Annotated in this window: 14 protein-coding genes and 1 pseudogene; 5 read left to right on the top strand and 10 right to left on the bottom strand. The window is 39.3% G+C overall.

Annotation, left to right across the window (positions count from 1 at the left end; translation table 11 throughout):
• Positions 1-156: 156 nt before the first annotated feature.
• Positions 157-1,584, bottom strand: coding sequence for a pyridoxal phosphate-dependent decarboxylase family protein (locus PPM_RS19150; RefSeq protein ID WP_013372449.1), 1,428 nt, complete (start codon positions 1,582-1,584; stop codon positions 157-159).
• Positions 1,585-1,653: 69 nt separating this feature from the next.
• Here PPM_RS19150 and PPM_RS30530 point away from each other — a divergent pair, with 69 nt between their 5' ends.
• Positions 1,654-1,908 (top strand): restriction endonuclease, encoded by a 255-nt coding sequence (locus PPM_RS30530; RefSeq protein WP_080567878.1) that lies wholly within the window; start codon positions 1,654-1,656, stop codon positions 1,906-1,908.
• Between the two features lie 273 nt (positions 1,909-2,181).
• Here PPM_RS30530 and PPM_RS19145 read toward each other — a convergent pair whose 3' ends face one another.
• The 8 genes from PPM_RS19145 to PPM_RS19110 form a co-directional block, all read right to left on the bottom strand.
• Positions 2,182-2,541: a putative zinc-binding protein gene (locus PPM_RS19145; RefSeq protein WP_013372447.1), complete on the bottom strand. Its 360-nt coding sequence runs from the start codon at positions 2,539-2,541 to the stop codon at positions 2,182-2,184.
• 188 nt (positions 2,542-2,729) lie between these two features.
• The gene (locus PPM_RS19140; RefSeq protein ID WP_013372446.1) at positions 2,730-3,062 is read right to left on the bottom strand and encodes an Imm8 family immunity protein; all 333 of its coding nucleotides are present in this window, start codon (positions 3,060-3,062) and stop codon (positions 2,730-2,732) included.
• Between the two features lie 224 nt (positions 3,063-3,286).
• On the bottom strand, positions 3,287-4,078 hold the full coding sequence (locus tag PPM_RS19135; protein ID WP_013372445.1) for a hypothetical protein: 792 nt from the start codon (positions 4,076-4,078) through the stop codon (positions 3,287-3,289).
• A gap of 92 nt (positions 4,079-4,170) precedes the next feature.
• Positions 4,171-4,770, bottom strand: a complete 600-nt coding sequence (locus PPM_RS19130) for a hypothetical protein (protein WP_013372444.1) — start codon at positions 4,768-4,770, stop codon at positions 4,171-4,173.
• 293 nt (positions 4,771-5,063) lie between these two features.
• Entirely contained in the window at positions 5,064-5,591 is a 528-nt protein-coding gene (locus tag PPM_RS19125; RefSeq protein ID WP_013372443.1) for a hypothetical protein, read from the bottom strand.
• A gap of 323 nt (positions 5,592-5,914) precedes the next feature.
• Positions 5,915-6,400, bottom strand: coding sequence for a hypothetical protein (locus PPM_RS19120; protein WP_013372442.1), 486 nt, complete (start codon positions 6,398-6,400; stop codon positions 5,915-5,917).
• Position 6,401: 1 nt separating this feature from the next.
• A complete protein-coding gene (locus tag PPM_RS30225) occupies positions 6,402-7,115 on the bottom strand; it encodes a hypothetical protein (protein WP_016324624.1) in 714 nt (237 codons plus the stop codon).
• Positions 7,015-9,633 (bottom strand): contractile injection system protein, VgrG/Pvc8 family, encoded by a 2,619-nt coding sequence (locus PPM_RS19110; protein WP_016324623.1) that lies wholly within the window; start codon positions 9,631-9,633, stop codon positions 7,015-7,017. The genes PPM_RS30225 and PPM_RS19110 overlap by 101 nt, the downstream gene beginning before the upstream one ends.
• A gap of 580 nt (positions 9,634-10,213) precedes the next feature.
• Here PPM_RS19110 and PPM_RS30665 point away from each other — a divergent pair.
• The 3 genes from PPM_RS30665 (at position 10,214) to PPM_RS29440 (ending at position 11,395) form a co-directional block, all read left to right on the top strand.
• Positions 10,214-10,516, top strand: coding sequence for a GNAT family N-acetyltransferase (locus tag PPM_RS30665; protein WP_080567877.1), 303 nt, complete (start codon positions 10,214-10,216; stop codon positions 10,514-10,516).
• 427 nt (positions 10,517-10,943) lie between these two features.
• Positions 10,944-11,240 carry a hypothetical protein gene (locus PPM_RS30220; RefSeq protein WP_013372438.1) on the top strand — a complete coding sequence of 99 codons (297 nt, stop codon included), beginning with the start codon at positions 10,944-10,946 and terminating at the stop codon, positions 11,238-11,240.
• The gene (locus tag PPM_RS29440) at positions 11,237-11,395 is read left to right on the top strand and encodes a hypothetical protein (protein WP_013372437.1); all 159 of its coding nucleotides are present in this window, start codon (positions 11,237-11,239) and stop codon (positions 11,393-11,395) included. Before PPM_RS30220 ends, PPM_RS29440 begins: the two co-directional genes overlap by 4 nt.
• A gap of 171 nt (positions 11,396-11,566) precedes the next feature.
• Here the strand turns inward: PPM_RS29440 and PPM_RS19095 are convergent.
• Positions 11,567-11,818 (bottom strand): annotated as a pseudogene (locus PPM_RS19095) (phenolic acid decarboxylase); the annotation flags it as partial.
• A 200-nt stretch (positions 11,819-12,018) separates the two neighbouring features.
• On the opposite strand from PPM_RS19095, the gene PPM_RS19090 reads away from it, so the two are divergent.
• Positions 12,019-14,259: a right-handed parallel beta-helix repeat-containing protein gene (locus PPM_RS19090; RefSeq protein ID WP_013372435.1), complete on the top strand. Its 2,241-nt coding sequence runs from the start codon at positions 12,019-12,021 to the stop codon at positions 14,257-14,259.
• Positions 14,260-14,603 lie beyond the last annotated feature (344 nt).

Here is a 14,603-nt window from a genome sequence, read left to right as displayed (position 1 = left end):
TGCTGTTCATTGTTACCGCATTACACAATGGCAAATAATTTTGAAGATGTACAGGAAAGACAGTAAAGAGGGGCGGCGTGCCCCTCTTATTTGTGTGATGCTGAACATTTTCATCTATTTACAGAAAGTGCAGTACTTCATTTTCACAATTGAACATCATAAAAGAGCTTTTTTCTCATTCAATGATCTTGCTATATTCGATAAAAGCTGAATTGTATTCCTTATCTCATCTTCGGTAGTGTCTGGGTGAATGGCACAGATTCTGAGAACCGTTTTTCCATTGAGTTGTGTCGTAAGCACTGTGGCGTACCCGTTCGTCACCATTTCTTGGGAGATCCTTTTATTGAGTGAATCTAATTCCTGGTCGGATAGCCCAGGTGGTGCATATCGAAAATTAACAATCGCTAATTGCGCGGGGCATACAATTTCCCAATGATTATGTTTTTTGATTTCATCTTCAGCCCATTCTGCGAGTTGAACTCCATGCTCTATGGCTTCACCGACAGCATCAGTCCCCAAAGCTTGCAGTGTCACCCATAGTTTCAAACTTCGAGCAGGCCGGGTTAACTCTGGACCCAAATCCCAATAATTAATATGTTCTTCATCAGTCTCGGCATCCTTCAAATATTCTGGGCGTGTGCTGAAGCAGTTTTTGAGTTGCTGCTTATCTTTGGCTAAAACCACGCTACAGGAATAGGTCTGCATTAGCCATTTGTGTGCATCCCAGGTGATACTATCTGAACGCGATATCCCGCTCAAAAGAGACTTATATTTCGAAGAAGCCAAAATCGACGCACCGTAAGCTCCATCCACGTGTAACCAAATATTATGTTTTTCACATAGGTCAGCAATTTTGTTTAGCGGGTCAATGCTTCCTGTATTGGTTGTGCCTGCCGTGGCAATGACCGCAAAAGGTTTCATGCCAGCCGCCTGATCATCCATTATTTTTTTCTCTAAGGCTGAAACATCCATACGAAAATTTTTATCACTTGGAACCTTCCTGATTTGATCACTACGGAATCCGAGGATGCGTAGCCCTTTGGCGACCGATGAATGAGTTTGATCTGAAACATAAGCAGTTCCAATGGCATATTCCTGCTCGGATAACTTTGCATTGCGGGCAGCCGCTAAAGCGGTCAAATTCGACAGCGATCCGCCCGACAGAAATAAACCCCCGGCAGTATCTGGATATCCTGCTTGGTCACACATCCACCGGATTACTTCTCCCTCTAAAAGGCTTGCGCTCGAACTCTGCATCCAGCTTCCGGCGTGGGTATTATAAGCACTGGTCATGATATCTCCTAACCAAGAGTAAAGAGACATTGGACTAGGAACCAAGGCGAAAAAGCGAGGGTGTTGCATGAAAGTTTGATGAGAATAAACGTTTTTCCTCATTTCATCGACAACTTCTTTTACGGGTCTTCCTTTTTTGGGAAAACCAATTTTCCTTAAATGAGCTATTGTTTCCTCATCTGCAGTGTTGATTACTTTTTGAGATCGGATATTATTATTTTCTGCCATATATGAATGTATGAACCGCTCAATAATCTCACCTAATTGCTGATTTGGTTCTTGATTCATCATAAGCATCTCCTTTACTTAATATCAACAAAGTATAATATAACATCTGTTGTCATTTTGTGATATTCACCGATTTCATCATTATGTTTATTTTTAGGCTCTTCGCTATTATGTAAAGTAATTCTCAAAGGCAAAGAGAGCTATATAATCGCCGTTCAGTGCAGCTGCTGGAAACGTGATGTTGGGAATGAGATAGTACTCCAACTCAAGGCTGGTACGCAGGTACATAGTTGCTGTGTTGCTTGGATGGTAACGACGAGTAATTTTACAAGGCAGCTAAGGAGGCGGGGGAGCTTGAATATAGGAGGGGGAACCTTAGTTATCTGAAAAGTATTAAAAAAGAATGTATAGTCACTTGTAGAAAGAAAAGGGTTCGAAAACGCTTTGCCATATGTTGCAAATGAGCTGCTTAAGAATTTGAAAAATGACTCTAATTAGAACCCCAAATTCTTTAGGATTTTTATATCCAATGATTAAACTGGGAGTAAAAAAATACTGGTGGCCCCTAAAGATATGTTAGGAGCCACCAGTAAAAACTAATTTACGATATTGTGCATATTGAGAGCCATCTTTCGATACACACCTTAATTTGATTAAGAATTATTGTCCAATTTGTTCTAAGATTTGTGTGTAAGCATTCCTATAATGATCAGGGTTAGGATCTTCTCCTATGATCTTGGGTACGTCAAAGTCAGACAGCAGGAAATAGTGTTTGGGTTGAACTTCATGCCTTGCTAAGCAACTCTTGCAACAGGACAAGGGACAGCCGTCAATTGCAATGATGTCACGTCCCGATTTTGCTGTTCTGACAAGTGGTTTGACATCACCACCAACACCAGCAATGCAGGACATTTCAGCGACTTTTTCTCGGTCCATTTGTATAGCGATCATGTTAGCGGTTTGTGCTGCGGAGGAACATCCAGAACAAGAATAGACAAGAGGTAAATCAGTTCTTTTCATCTTTGTACACTTCCTTGTTTTTTCTTTGTGATCGATCACGGTATCTTTGGTTTCAGCTGAAATAAATTTAAAATTGTTTATATTTTAACTTAAATTTACAGTCTAAACCGTGATCGTGATCACGACATTATTTTTGTGAAATCTGCTATAGGGCTAACTGTGTGTATGTAAATCAGCTAGATCTCTAATTATTCATCCATCTCCCGACGAAAATATGTAGATAGGTTTTTGTATGCCTTATTAATATCATCATCTGTGTATTTATTAATGATACGGTTTAATGTTGCTTCAAGTGTATTTTCATTAAAGTCCTTTGCTATAAAATGACCATGCCCGATAATAATATCACCTTGATCTGCCATTCTATCTAACCTTTTAGGACTTATTAGTTCAAATGAAAACATGTCTGATGCTCCATTTATTTCACTGGGTCCGATATCTACATTATAAGTAATATAGAAATCGTCTATATCTTCACCCCAATCCTCATACATCTTTGTTAAAGCCTTTATTATAAGCATTTAATTATTCTCCTATTCTCCTATTCTTCAATATCAATATGAACATTACTTATCTGCTTTGGTGCCTATGCTTTACCAGCACTGTATTCTTCGAACACTTTCTCTTGTAAATCAAACACGTTAAGATGTGGAGGGATCTCAAGTCATTGTTTTAGGGGAAAGATAGGAGCGTGTTCTATACAAAACAAAACAACTCTCGCAGTGACTTCTTTGGCGCTATGTTTTTATTTTGGTAGAGTGTAAATAACATCAAATGGGTTCTTATCTTCAAAAAAATCGGTGTAGAGCTTTGCAATTTCGTTTGAATTCAAATCCTTATTATATCGCAATAATCTCCCTAATTTCACCAATACGTCAGCTTCTTTTGAGGTTACTATTTTCTTTTGTACTATATTTTCTGTATTTTTTGGGGTTACCCATGTCCAATCATTCATAGCCGCTTCAATAAATGGATATCCAAAAGATAACGAACTGATATGAGCGTATTCTGAACACAGAGGATGAACAATTAATAAAAAGGCTGCAATTATTCCTGAACGATATCTTATCCTTTGTGCATTTTGAACCTCTTGAGTAAATGATTCTAGGTAATGAGGGATTTCTCCCCAATTAGAGCGTCCCATTGAAACTAGTATTTCAACGGCAAATTTATTATTTAATTTATTGGCCAATTGTAAGAATATCTGTTTGTTTGTAGAGCCAGAGGCGGTAAATGCACCTAAACATCTTGCAGCTTCCTTAACGTTAGTCGCACCTTCTGATATAAGTTTCACGTATTCGTCCAACATCGTATCGTCGCTAACGAATTCTGGAGATTCCACAATTGTTTCGATTAAAAGTGCCTTTGTACTCTGTTCTTTAACCAGAGGAATCATACTAACAAGTTGAGCAAAATAGTCACCCTCTAATTCTTCTAAATTGCAATCATTTTTTAATAACTTTAGAGCAGCTACTATAACACTATCATCTTTATCTAAAGACGCGTTTATTATTAGGTGCATAATTTTTCCAATCACATATTTCTTCCTCTCAGGATTAGATTAAAAGGCTCATCCTCCTCATTGTTTCAGAATAAGCCATTAGATGATCCTTTTATTTAACATTTGAACTACTCACTCTTAATAGCTCTTCTCCCAGATCTAAAATACTCTTGGAAAAAGTTGAAATCAAACAACTTCCCAAGAGATTTCATGTGTTTAGACTCTACTTTTTTTAAATTTGCTTGCTCTATGCTATTGCTATTCATGAAATCAAAAGGAACTGTCTCCTCAATATTAAATTTTAATGTTATTTTAGGCTTACTTTCAGTAACAATCATTAATGCTACGTAGCAATCCTCTAGGAAAGATAACTTCCCCCCACATTTACATACAATATCACCGCTATCAATTGTATAGGGCCAACTGTAATATTGCTCACGTCCTGCAAGAAGGTTACCTTCAATTAGTTTGAAATCCGCACCTTTGACCCCCTCAATTCGAACTTTCATTTTTCCAAATACAAAAAGTGAATCATCTTTTACATGAAGTCCCTGATTTTGTATTTGATCTTTAAAATTATAAATATCTATCACTGTATTTATGAGTTCAAATTCGTATATTCCTCTAATATCACTTGGGAAATTCAAAAAAATAGTCGGTGTAAATTCTCCATCACCATCTATAATTCCATCAAATTCTTCATTACTTATATCAAGAGTAAGTATCATTTCACTATAACCTCACTTTCTTATAAAGGTGTACTAATCTAGCATTGGTGATTTTATATTTTCACCATCTGTAGTTAAATAGCTGCCATCATTGGGGATCTCTCGTCTTTCACCTTTATCCTCAACCCTCTATCCTCTAATGTTCTCACCAGCTTGTTCATATTACCAAACGGCATTAGGGGCAAGAGGAAAGTAAAAAGAACAAGTCAATCATGGTAGTATCTGACCATAATCGACTCGTTCGACGTAATTGAAAAATGTTATTTAGGATACTCTGATTCCACAGAAAAAAGTTACCTTTTATATCCGCTATCTTTAAAAAAATCTTCTTCTAAATAAGGATAATTCAGTAGCTTTAGATTTTCTTTAGTGATATACCTGGTTTGATATTCATCCAGATTAGTATTGATAAATAAACGCCCCTTAATTCTTTTTAATAGTGGGTATGAGGAATCATCTTCAACAACCAAATCTTGATCGTTTAATCGTAATAGTTTTCCAATAACTTCGAGTAGCTTTAACCATCCAATGTCAAAAGTACGCGATACAAATTGAATACTAATAAGAACATTTGTATCTACGCCGTGATCTTCGAGATTCATTTCTCGAAAACGTTCTAAATAGTCATCCTCGTCATCTAAATTAATGCTTATAGAAAAATAAGTACAACTAATACTCACTTGTCGAGCATCAGACCAATCTTTTACTTCTACTTCATAAAAATTTATTTCCATTACTAACACTTCACATATCATATTGTAAAGCAACTTCCCCAAGGCTTCTCTAGACAAATCAGAGCCAATGGATAACCTAAAGTCCATTTTACTCAAACCTCCAGTACGCTCTAGTCTAGAGTTAATGCGGTGAGGTCATATTCCTCCACCTAATCTGCTCTGGGCTTCCCAATCCTCCCTTATACCATCCGGTAAGTACGTCAGCAATATTTCTTTTTTTTGCATGCTTGCTATCTATATCTGTTTTGACATTAATTTCGTCTTCTTTTGATTTTGAGTATAAAAAAAGCTCATCCTACTCATAGATTCAATTCGAAATAAGCCTTTTAAAGTTTACTGATTTTATGTCTTTTTTAATGTCTGGTTTTTAGTTGCATTGTACGATCTTGTTGTCACATTGTACTTATAAGTTAGTTTTTGGGATTCTTATAGCACCAATCTTGATCATACGGTAATGATTTTAATTTTTGAATGTCTTCCCAACTGTAAACCCAATCATAATCTGCAATCCAAAAATAATCATCAGGATTTAGCTTAAGGTATTCGTAAATAAAATTGAATATCAATTCTTGATTACCATAGATATCCTCAATATGACCGACTTGACACAGCAATAAATTTGTATCTAATCCTAAATCTTCGTGATAGTAAAAATCAATACTTGAACTATTAATACTATGAATATAAAAGATTAATGAAGATTCGTTGTTCTCCGCAAATGATCTATTATTAATATTCAGCGTTGTATATGAAAACTTCCCCTCATTTGAGTAATTTTTATTATTGTAGAAATAGAGCGATGCATCCGAATGAAAGGCTGCAACTATACTATCTGCTAACAACTTCTCAGGAGAGTATCTTTCTTTATTCGTTAAAATAACTGCCGGAGTCCCCATCTTACTTTAATACCTCCTTGAGTTCATCTATAGAGTTTACAATAGTAACACCCTTAGATTTAATGATTTCCAATTTTATTAGATCGTTCTGATGTAAATTAGTCAATGGCTTGTCAATATATAAAATGACTTTCTTCTGGTTATGATTAAAATAGCCGTCATGATTTACATTAACGTATTTATCAAACTGTTCAACATTTGTAACCGCTTTTAATGATTTCTTAACTTCAATAATTTCATCCTTAGTGACTACGTCAAAATCGCCCGCCGGGTTACCATCTGCCCTTTGAATTTTCTGGGCAAATGCTGTTACTTCCTTATTTTCTCTAACAGCAGAAGCTACTTTTGCCTCAGTAGCTTTTCCGGGGTCTTTACTGTTTAAAAGATTATCAATATCGCGATTAATATTTTTCGGATGTTGATCATCCCAAATTAACTCATTACCAGCCGAATTCGTATACTTCGTTTTATTTCCACTCTTGACTATACTACCAACATTAGAAGCTTTTAGAGTATCCTCAGGAGGCTTACTTTTGCTCGAATTCGGTAGTTTAGGTGACTCCTTAGGTCTACTTGAATTTGCCCCATTATAAATCGCCGAATCATTGAACTCATCAATGGGCCTGTTTACACCTGGACCACCCTTTGGATTGGGTTTTGCAGGCGGATTTTCTGCAAGGTGGCTGGCTGGACCTGGCAGGAGAACTTCCAGCACTCCCCATACCGATACGAGCTGTTACAATCCCATAAGTCGTGTCTTCGACTAAATCGCTTAAGCCTGTCCTTTCCATGTAATCTCCAGATTTTTGTCCGATGAAGCCTTGATTGTATCGAGAAATGAGTGCATCCATTTTCTCTTTGTCCAACTCAATAGCATTTGTAGAGTCCACACCCATCGCTAACAAACCATCTTCAATGGCATTGAGAGTACCTTCATCCCATACGTGTGTTCGTTTTGCATTGACGATACGCTGGATGGCAGCCAATTTATTAGGATCTTTAATATCATACAGTGATAGTTTGCGCTTCATTGTAATTTCAGTGCGCAGTGCTTGCTCTGCTTGTTTTAGCTTATTTTCATCCTGCCACCAGTTGGCTGTAAAATAATCAGTTTGATTCCAATATGAAGTATATTCACTAGTTTTTCTTTCTCGCCATAATGCAAGTCTAGAATTCTCATGTTTCTGTGTTTGTGCTGCTTGAATACGTTGTTTTTCTTCATTATCCCGGAGCCATTTCTCCTGAATATTTTTAGGAACCTGCTGATATGCATGAGCCATGGCATTTGACTCTTTTAACAGGTTTTGGACCAGTTCCAGTGGGCCACCCGAAAGCGCTATGTGACGTGCACTCGTATACACTTTGCCTAAAATCCACTTGCTATAATAAGCTTCCTTAGCCCGTTCATGCTCGTATTGGCTTATTAGCCCTTGGAGCGCTAAACTAGCCAGATGCTTCAGTGGATGCAAACCACCTTTAGGAGCACTACCTACAGCGTGATTTGTTCCTTTGCTCCGAACGGGGATCATAGCGGTTGCTCCCAGAATCACACCACCCGCAGGTCCACTTAGCGCACCCGCTACAACACCAGCCACTTTTCCCATCACTGGAATGGAGCCTAATAGCTTGGACACCGTACCCATCAAGGCATTCGCCTGTTTAAGCTCTGCTGGACTTGTGACTTTTGCTTTAGGGGTAGAGGCTTGGCTGCTAGATGAATCCTTGGCTGCTGACTGGGCTGCTTCATAGGCTTTTATGCTCATGAGTGGCGGCTCAGGCACAGGAGGGAGGTCAGCTACGAAAACAGGAGCTTTCACCGTTCCTTCCTGATAAATCACTGGAGCTTTGGTATCCGTCTCACCATCCAGTACCATGCTGCTGGCTCCGCCTTTCAGATACAGCGCCGTTCCAGCTTCGAGCGAAAGTTCCTGCCTAGCATCGAGCTTCACGTGACCACCCTGAATCTGCACATTCCCCGGACTGTCAATGGTAATTCCGCTACTTTCATGAAGTGTAATGGAAAATTCACCGGAGGTGGATAGGGTTAGCTCATGCTCAGACATTTCGACGCTGCTACCTTGCACATGTTGCCATACCTTTACATTTGGCTGCCCATTTGCGTGGCGTTGTTGTCGGAGCGAATCCGTGACATAGGCATCCTGTTCGCGGTGGGTAGGCAGATACAATTCCACCTGTTCCCCGATTTCGGGCATATCGTACCAGCCACTATGTTCTTCGGCGACATAACGGGTGGCGATGGGAAACCAGCACGCTTTGGCAGGATCTTGCTTCGGGTCAATATCCAGTTGTAGCTGTACGAAATCCTGTTGTACCTTCAGCACCGTTCCTGTCAGCGAAACCCCGGTGGCCTGATTGTTTTCATACCGAGCATACCGGATATCCTGTTCGGACTGAAGATTATAGCGAGTACGCAGTAAGCCATCTATCAGGGTTGTCACGGCTCGAACCACGGCCAGTTCTTTGCCTTGCCCGATAGGTAACGTGATGAGGTCGCCTAGTGCATAGTATTGCAGGCTTTCAATCATATAGGTGAAATACGAGCCAGCACGTTCTCCCGGCTTTTCCGCATCCAACTCATGAAACGTTTTCCGTACTCGATAAAATACATCCCGCTCCACCTTATGCTGCTTGCCTTCTGGCATACCGAAGAAAACCTTGGGCGAGGCTGCGGTTACCTCTGGCACAAGTACGGAGCCGAAGCGAGAAGCGAGGCGTTTTAAAAACGCCCAATCCGTCTCCTCATATTGTAAAACAAATGTCTCCAATTTGGCATGGTTGCTTACCGTATCAATGGCATCTCCGTACTGATACTTTCGAACCAGCGCAGTGACCAGATCATCATAGGTACGGTGAATATCTTGATAGGAACGCTTTTTTACCTTAATATCCATTTGGTATGAATGGGAAGCGGCCTCTAGTTCAAACGTATACAGGCCTCGCACACAGTGTACGGACATACGTGTAACAATCCCATGAAACAGCCTTCTCAGCGATTGTCCCTGATCATTCAACTGACGAATCACAATGGGCTCCTGATCCATATTTTGACCAATACAAGCTACTCCCTGTTCTTCTGAGAGCATCCCACTGATATGTAAGTAGGCATGATCGTTAATGGTACGTGTTATTTGAAGTTGTTCGATGTGTAGGGGCTGAAAGGGACCATAAAAGCGTAGGCTTTCATATCCGATCCCATCTGATAATACGCTCAAGTGAGTTCATGACTCCTTTCTAGATGCGATGGGTATTTCCAAGTGAAGCACGTCATCTTGCATTTGCTTCTGAATTATCGAAGCTTCAGATGAGTACAACAGTGAGTCAAAATAGATATGTATTACAAGGTTTGTACGCTTTAAAGGGACGAGAGGTGATATTTAATAAACAACCCAGCATATGTATTTATCGGTTAAAAGAAGGATTTAGTTTACAGAATGACCCATTGGTTGGGGGATTTACTATGTTTATTTTTGGAAGTAGGAGGATGAGAGGGAAGTATAACATGAGTTAATATAGGAATATGGTAATACGCCACATGGTTTGCTATTTCGATGCTTTTTCATGCTGCCAAAACAGATACTTAAAACCAAATGATACCCTACCTAACTAAACAATCTAAATTTAAAAATAATGGAGTGATAGAATGATAAGGGGACTTGTGCTTTTAAATAGTGGGAATATTGAAGATTACTTACCAGACTTATATGATTGGAGTCTTACTGAAAGCGAAAAAGAGCAACATACTTGCCGACCCATAATCGAACTTCCTCCATATAACAATTATAAAGAGAATGTATTGAAAAGACTCGAAAATGTGATAGAACTAACACTAATAAACGGATAGGTAAGATACAGCTTTTTGACTATAATTCTCGGAATAAAAGTGCCGAGATCGGATACTACTTGCCTTTAAGGCATAGGAAGCAAGGATATGCAAATGTATTACTTGAGTTATTTTTAAGCACAATGTTTGAACGTAAGGATTTAGAGTTGAATAAAATTTACGCGACGGTTGCAGCGTGTAATCAAGCATCCATAAAATTATTAGAAAAATCCATTTTAAGCTGGAAGGGACTTATCGAGAGCATGCTAGCTTAGCTGAAAAAGAAATAGAAGGAAATTGAACTATTATTTTTAAAATGGAACGCGTTAATTTCAAGTAAATCCGTTCCATCCTCTCGACACACGTTGAGACCGTAGTAAAGCTATGTCGAGTCGATATATAGAGGTGCTTAATTGTAGCTTCCTATGTCCTTTACGAGCTGGGGAAAAGTTTATAGAAATAAGGTATGGCACAACAAAATAAATGTTTCGGTTTTTTTTGATTTAAAGGGGTTGGACACATCCGATGTATTTAACTGAAAATGTGAGTATTCAAGAGAGCGTCCTTAGTTTGGCGTTCTTTTCTTTGTACGCTACCTGTAAGAATTCCTCAAGCAATAAGGTTATTCCCTTCTGTGACGTGCAATCAACTTGCTGTGGTTCAATTACTTTAAATAAATACGGATGCGGGAAGGTGAACCCCTTGGATAAATTTAAAGATCTGGAGAAATTGATTAAACTTACAGGAGATCGCGCCAAGTTGGATGCGAAAGCGAACGATACCTATATTGTATATAAAACGCCGGATGGCCAAATTGTAAAAGAATACAACGATGGAGACATTGTTCCTGTTGCGGATACGGATGTTCTCATGCATAAACATATACCAATGATGTATGTATTTGCGGGGAATAATGGAAGCGGTAAAAGTACGATTCAGAACCTGGTTGTTGACCGACTGGGAATTAGCGTAAATATTGATCCTGATGCGATATTGTGAACAGACTTGAATTCTCGGAATGGGAGGATAAGCATCATTACAAGCAAGCATTGGAGAATGAAGCTTTGTACTGGCAGGGCATGAAGTACGGAGCACAGTTTGTATATGTTGTATTAGAGAAGATGCTTCATGATGAAAAAGAGAAAGAAGAATAGCCAATGGAGATTAGATGGTTATAGAGAACATTAAAAAAGATGCTGGGCACCTATCAACCTGGTCATACCCCTGTCAAGTAGACAGGGTATGACCAGGTTGGTAGGTGTTTTAATTTGTCTTACGTTATGAGACACAGGCTCAGGCTTTTCAGTTCAATTTGTCTTGATTGACTATGCTTGCAACTTACCCGCACGAATATCATCTGTCATGCCCGCGTAAGGTGCCTGGGCAATCAACTTCTCGTTGTTCACACCTGCATTTTCAATGAAATTAATATATGCGAATTCAGGAACTACATGCTTCGGATAAGTCTCATACTTTTCACGCGATTCTTCCATCAGAGGGATGAAATCATTTTGATAGCGTACTTTAATCTCTGGATGCTCATGCACCCATTTCGAAAAGAAAATAATACCATGCATGGTCAATGAAATGGCTGGATGGGTTCAGTATAGGAGAAGCTTCGCCGAAAGAATCATAAACTTTAAGTCGGTATAAGTCGATTAAATAATTAAGGGCTTATATATACACAAATTTCTATATTAGAACATACCTAGCAGTGAACTTAAGCCCAGGCGTAGAAGCCGTATCTAAAAATAGAATTCATTCCAGGAGGTAAGCTATGAATAAGAGAATAGGCTTTAGATTTTTAGTTGTAATTATGATGATTTATGTATTTACTTTTAATCTGGGTGTGGAAACTGTAAAGGCAAATTCCGTATATTATGTTTCTACAACGGGGAATGACATCACTGGGACCGGTACACTATCAAATCCATGGAAAACCATACAAAAGGCAGCAGATATCATGACAGCCGGAGATACCTGCATCATACGAGGTGGTACATACCAGGAAACAGTAACACTTCATACTTCCGGAACTTCTGCAAATCCCATAAACTTTGAGGCTTATACAGGAGAGAACGTAACGGTATCCGGTGCCGATCCGGTTACTGGCTGGAAAAATTACTCCGGATCCATCTATTATGCGGAAATGAAGGGTTCCCTTGGAACAAAAAATCAGATATTTGTTAATAAGCAAATGCAATTTGAAGCTAGATGGCCCAATTCATCAACACTTGATCCCTTAAATTCAACATATGCAACAGTTGATTCCGGTTCCACTACAACCATCAAGGATGGAGACTTAACTCAGGCACCTGGATACTGGGTTGGCAAAACGGTTTGGAGTGTTCCGGGAACAGGCTACAAATCTTATAAAAGTACCATTACCAGCTCAAGTGACGGCTCCATTACCTTTGATCAAATAGATACTGCAGCGACAGGCGGTAACAGCTATTATATTACTGGTAATCTTAAAGATCTTGACAGTGCGGGAGAATGGTATTATGACAGCATTACTGGCAGACTTTATTTATGGGCACCTGGTGGAGTTGATCCGAATACTTTGACAGTAGAAGCAAAGAAGCGGACTTATGCATTTGATTTAAGTTCCCACTCTTACATAAATATTACCGGAATTAATATCTTTGCCTCCAGCATTAAAATGTCTAATTCTAATTACTGTAAAGTTTCTAATATGATTGCGGAATATGTCAGTCATGATTCGGATGTTACCAGACAATACAGTACAGGGATATTTATGTCCGGTACCAATAATGAGCTTAGAGACAGTACTTTGACCTACAGTTCCGGTAATCTGGTGAGTATAGAGGGAACAGGAAATAAGGTAATTAATAATCTTATTCATGAAGCAAATTATTCGGCAGCGGATATTCCGGCAATCTATCTATTGGGGGCAAACCATCTAATCAGTCATAATACGGTATATAACGCTGGGCGTCATCTGATATTTATGCCTACCCAAAACAGCCAGATACAATATAATAATCTGTACAATGCAGGAAAGCTGACAAAAGACTGCGGAATACTCTATGAATTTGCCTGGGATGGGCAAGGGACGGTAATTCATCATAATTACATCCATGATAATCTGGCAAAGAATTATTCCGGCACTGGTATCTATCTGGATAACGGTAGCAAGGGCTATATTGTGCATCATAATGTTGTATGGGGAAACTATACAGGGATAAGATTGAATACACCCAGTAATTTTAACCTGATTTATAACAATACCACCTACAGTAACGGAAATGTAGGATATTGGGGAAGTAATTTTCAGTCAGATATGTATGGCGACAGAATTTTCAACAATATCTTTACTACAGCCTTTACACTGCCTGGTACTCATATAGAGGGAAATAATATTACCTCAGAAACCAATCCGTTATTTGTGAATCCCCCAGCATATGATTTCAGGTTGCAGTCTACTTCTCCAGCTATTAATGCAGGGGCTGTAATATCTGGAATCACGAATGATTATGTTGGTGCGGCACCGGATATTGGAGCATATGAGTTCGGTGGAACTGACTGGACTGCCGGGCATGATTTTTCTTCACCTCCGGACCCGGTTTTTGAGAGTGTCAGCTTACTTTATGTTAATAACGTAAGGCAATCTGATTTCGAGAAAGGGATCATCTCACCATGGGCAGCAACATATTCAGATACTGCTGCAAGTGTATCGGTACCAAGAAGCGGCTCTAAGAGTGTTAAATTGGGACCCGGAGAAGATGGTATCGAGCAGGTACTTACGGGGCTAAGTCCTAATACCAGCTATATGTGTACCGCTTGGGTTAAGGCAGACATAGGCGAGCGGATTCAGATTGGCGTTAATGGCTTTGAAGGAACGGATGCATCCGCAACATCTGACAGTACAACCTGGACAATGGTAAACATCCCCTTTACAACCGGAGCAGGCGCTACCAGGGCAACAGTGTATGCTTACAAGAATTCTGGTACAGGATATGTTTATGTGGATGATTTTGGGGTAGTTGAGCAATAAATTATTTTACTGGTTTTATGTTTGACAGGATGGTCAGAAAGTCAGAAAAACCAAGACTGCCTTGGGGCAGATGGATCAGGAGGGACACTTTCAGTAGAAAATAAAAAAAGAAAGACATAAAGACTCTGATCTAAAAAATGATAGATTTTCCGCCAAGGGGCGACCAGGCCTTAGGGTCATCATTTTTGTACACTCAAGGCATGTGGAGTGCGTGGTAGTGATATATCGAGATAAGAAGCATTGAGGTAGAAGGGATTAAGAGCAACTTGAATATGTTCCTGCATTCAACAAAGGCTCTAGGGTTGTCACTGCATTGCACAATGACAAATAACTTGGAAGATGTC

The sequence above is a fragment of the Paenibacillus polymyxa M1 genome (genome assembly GCF_000237325.1).
Classification (GTDB): Bacteria; Bacillota; Bacilli; order Paenibacillales; family Paenibacillaceae; genus Paenibacillus; species Paenibacillus polymyxa_C.
This window is presented reverse-complemented; position numbering and strand designations above follow the sequence as displayed.

What these genes read in the sequence shown, in the direction of transcription:
- PPM_RS19120 (WP_013372442.1), bottom strand. Translation starts at nt 6,400, where the DNA reads ATGGGGACTCCGGCAGTTATTTTAACGAATAAAGAAAGATACTCTCCT.
- PPM_RS19150 (WP_013372449.1), bottom strand. Translation starts at nt 1,584, where the DNA reads ATGATGAATCAAGAACCAAATCAGCAATTAGGTGAGATTATTGAGCGG.
- PPM_RS19090 (WP_013372435.1), top strand. Translation starts at nt 12,019, where the DNA reads ATGAATAAGAGAATAGGCTTTAGATTTTTAGTTGTAATTATGATGATT.
- PPM_RS19125 (WP_013372443.1), bottom strand. Translation starts at nt 5,591, where the DNA reads ATGGACTTTAGGTTATCCATTGGCTCTGATTTGTCTAGAGAAGCCTTG.
- PPM_RS19130 (WP_013372444.1), bottom strand. Translation starts at nt 4,770, where the DNA reads ATGATACTTACTCTTGATATAAGTAATGAAGAATTTGATGGAATTATA.
- PPM_RS19145 (WP_013372447.1), bottom strand. Translation starts at nt 2,541, where the DNA reads ATGAAAAGAACTGATTTACCTCTTGTCTATTCTTGTTCTGGATGTTCC.
- PPM_RS19140 (WP_013372446.1), bottom strand. Translation starts at nt 3,062, where the DNA reads ATGCTTATAATAAAGGCTTTAACAAAGATGTATGAGGATTGGGGTGAA.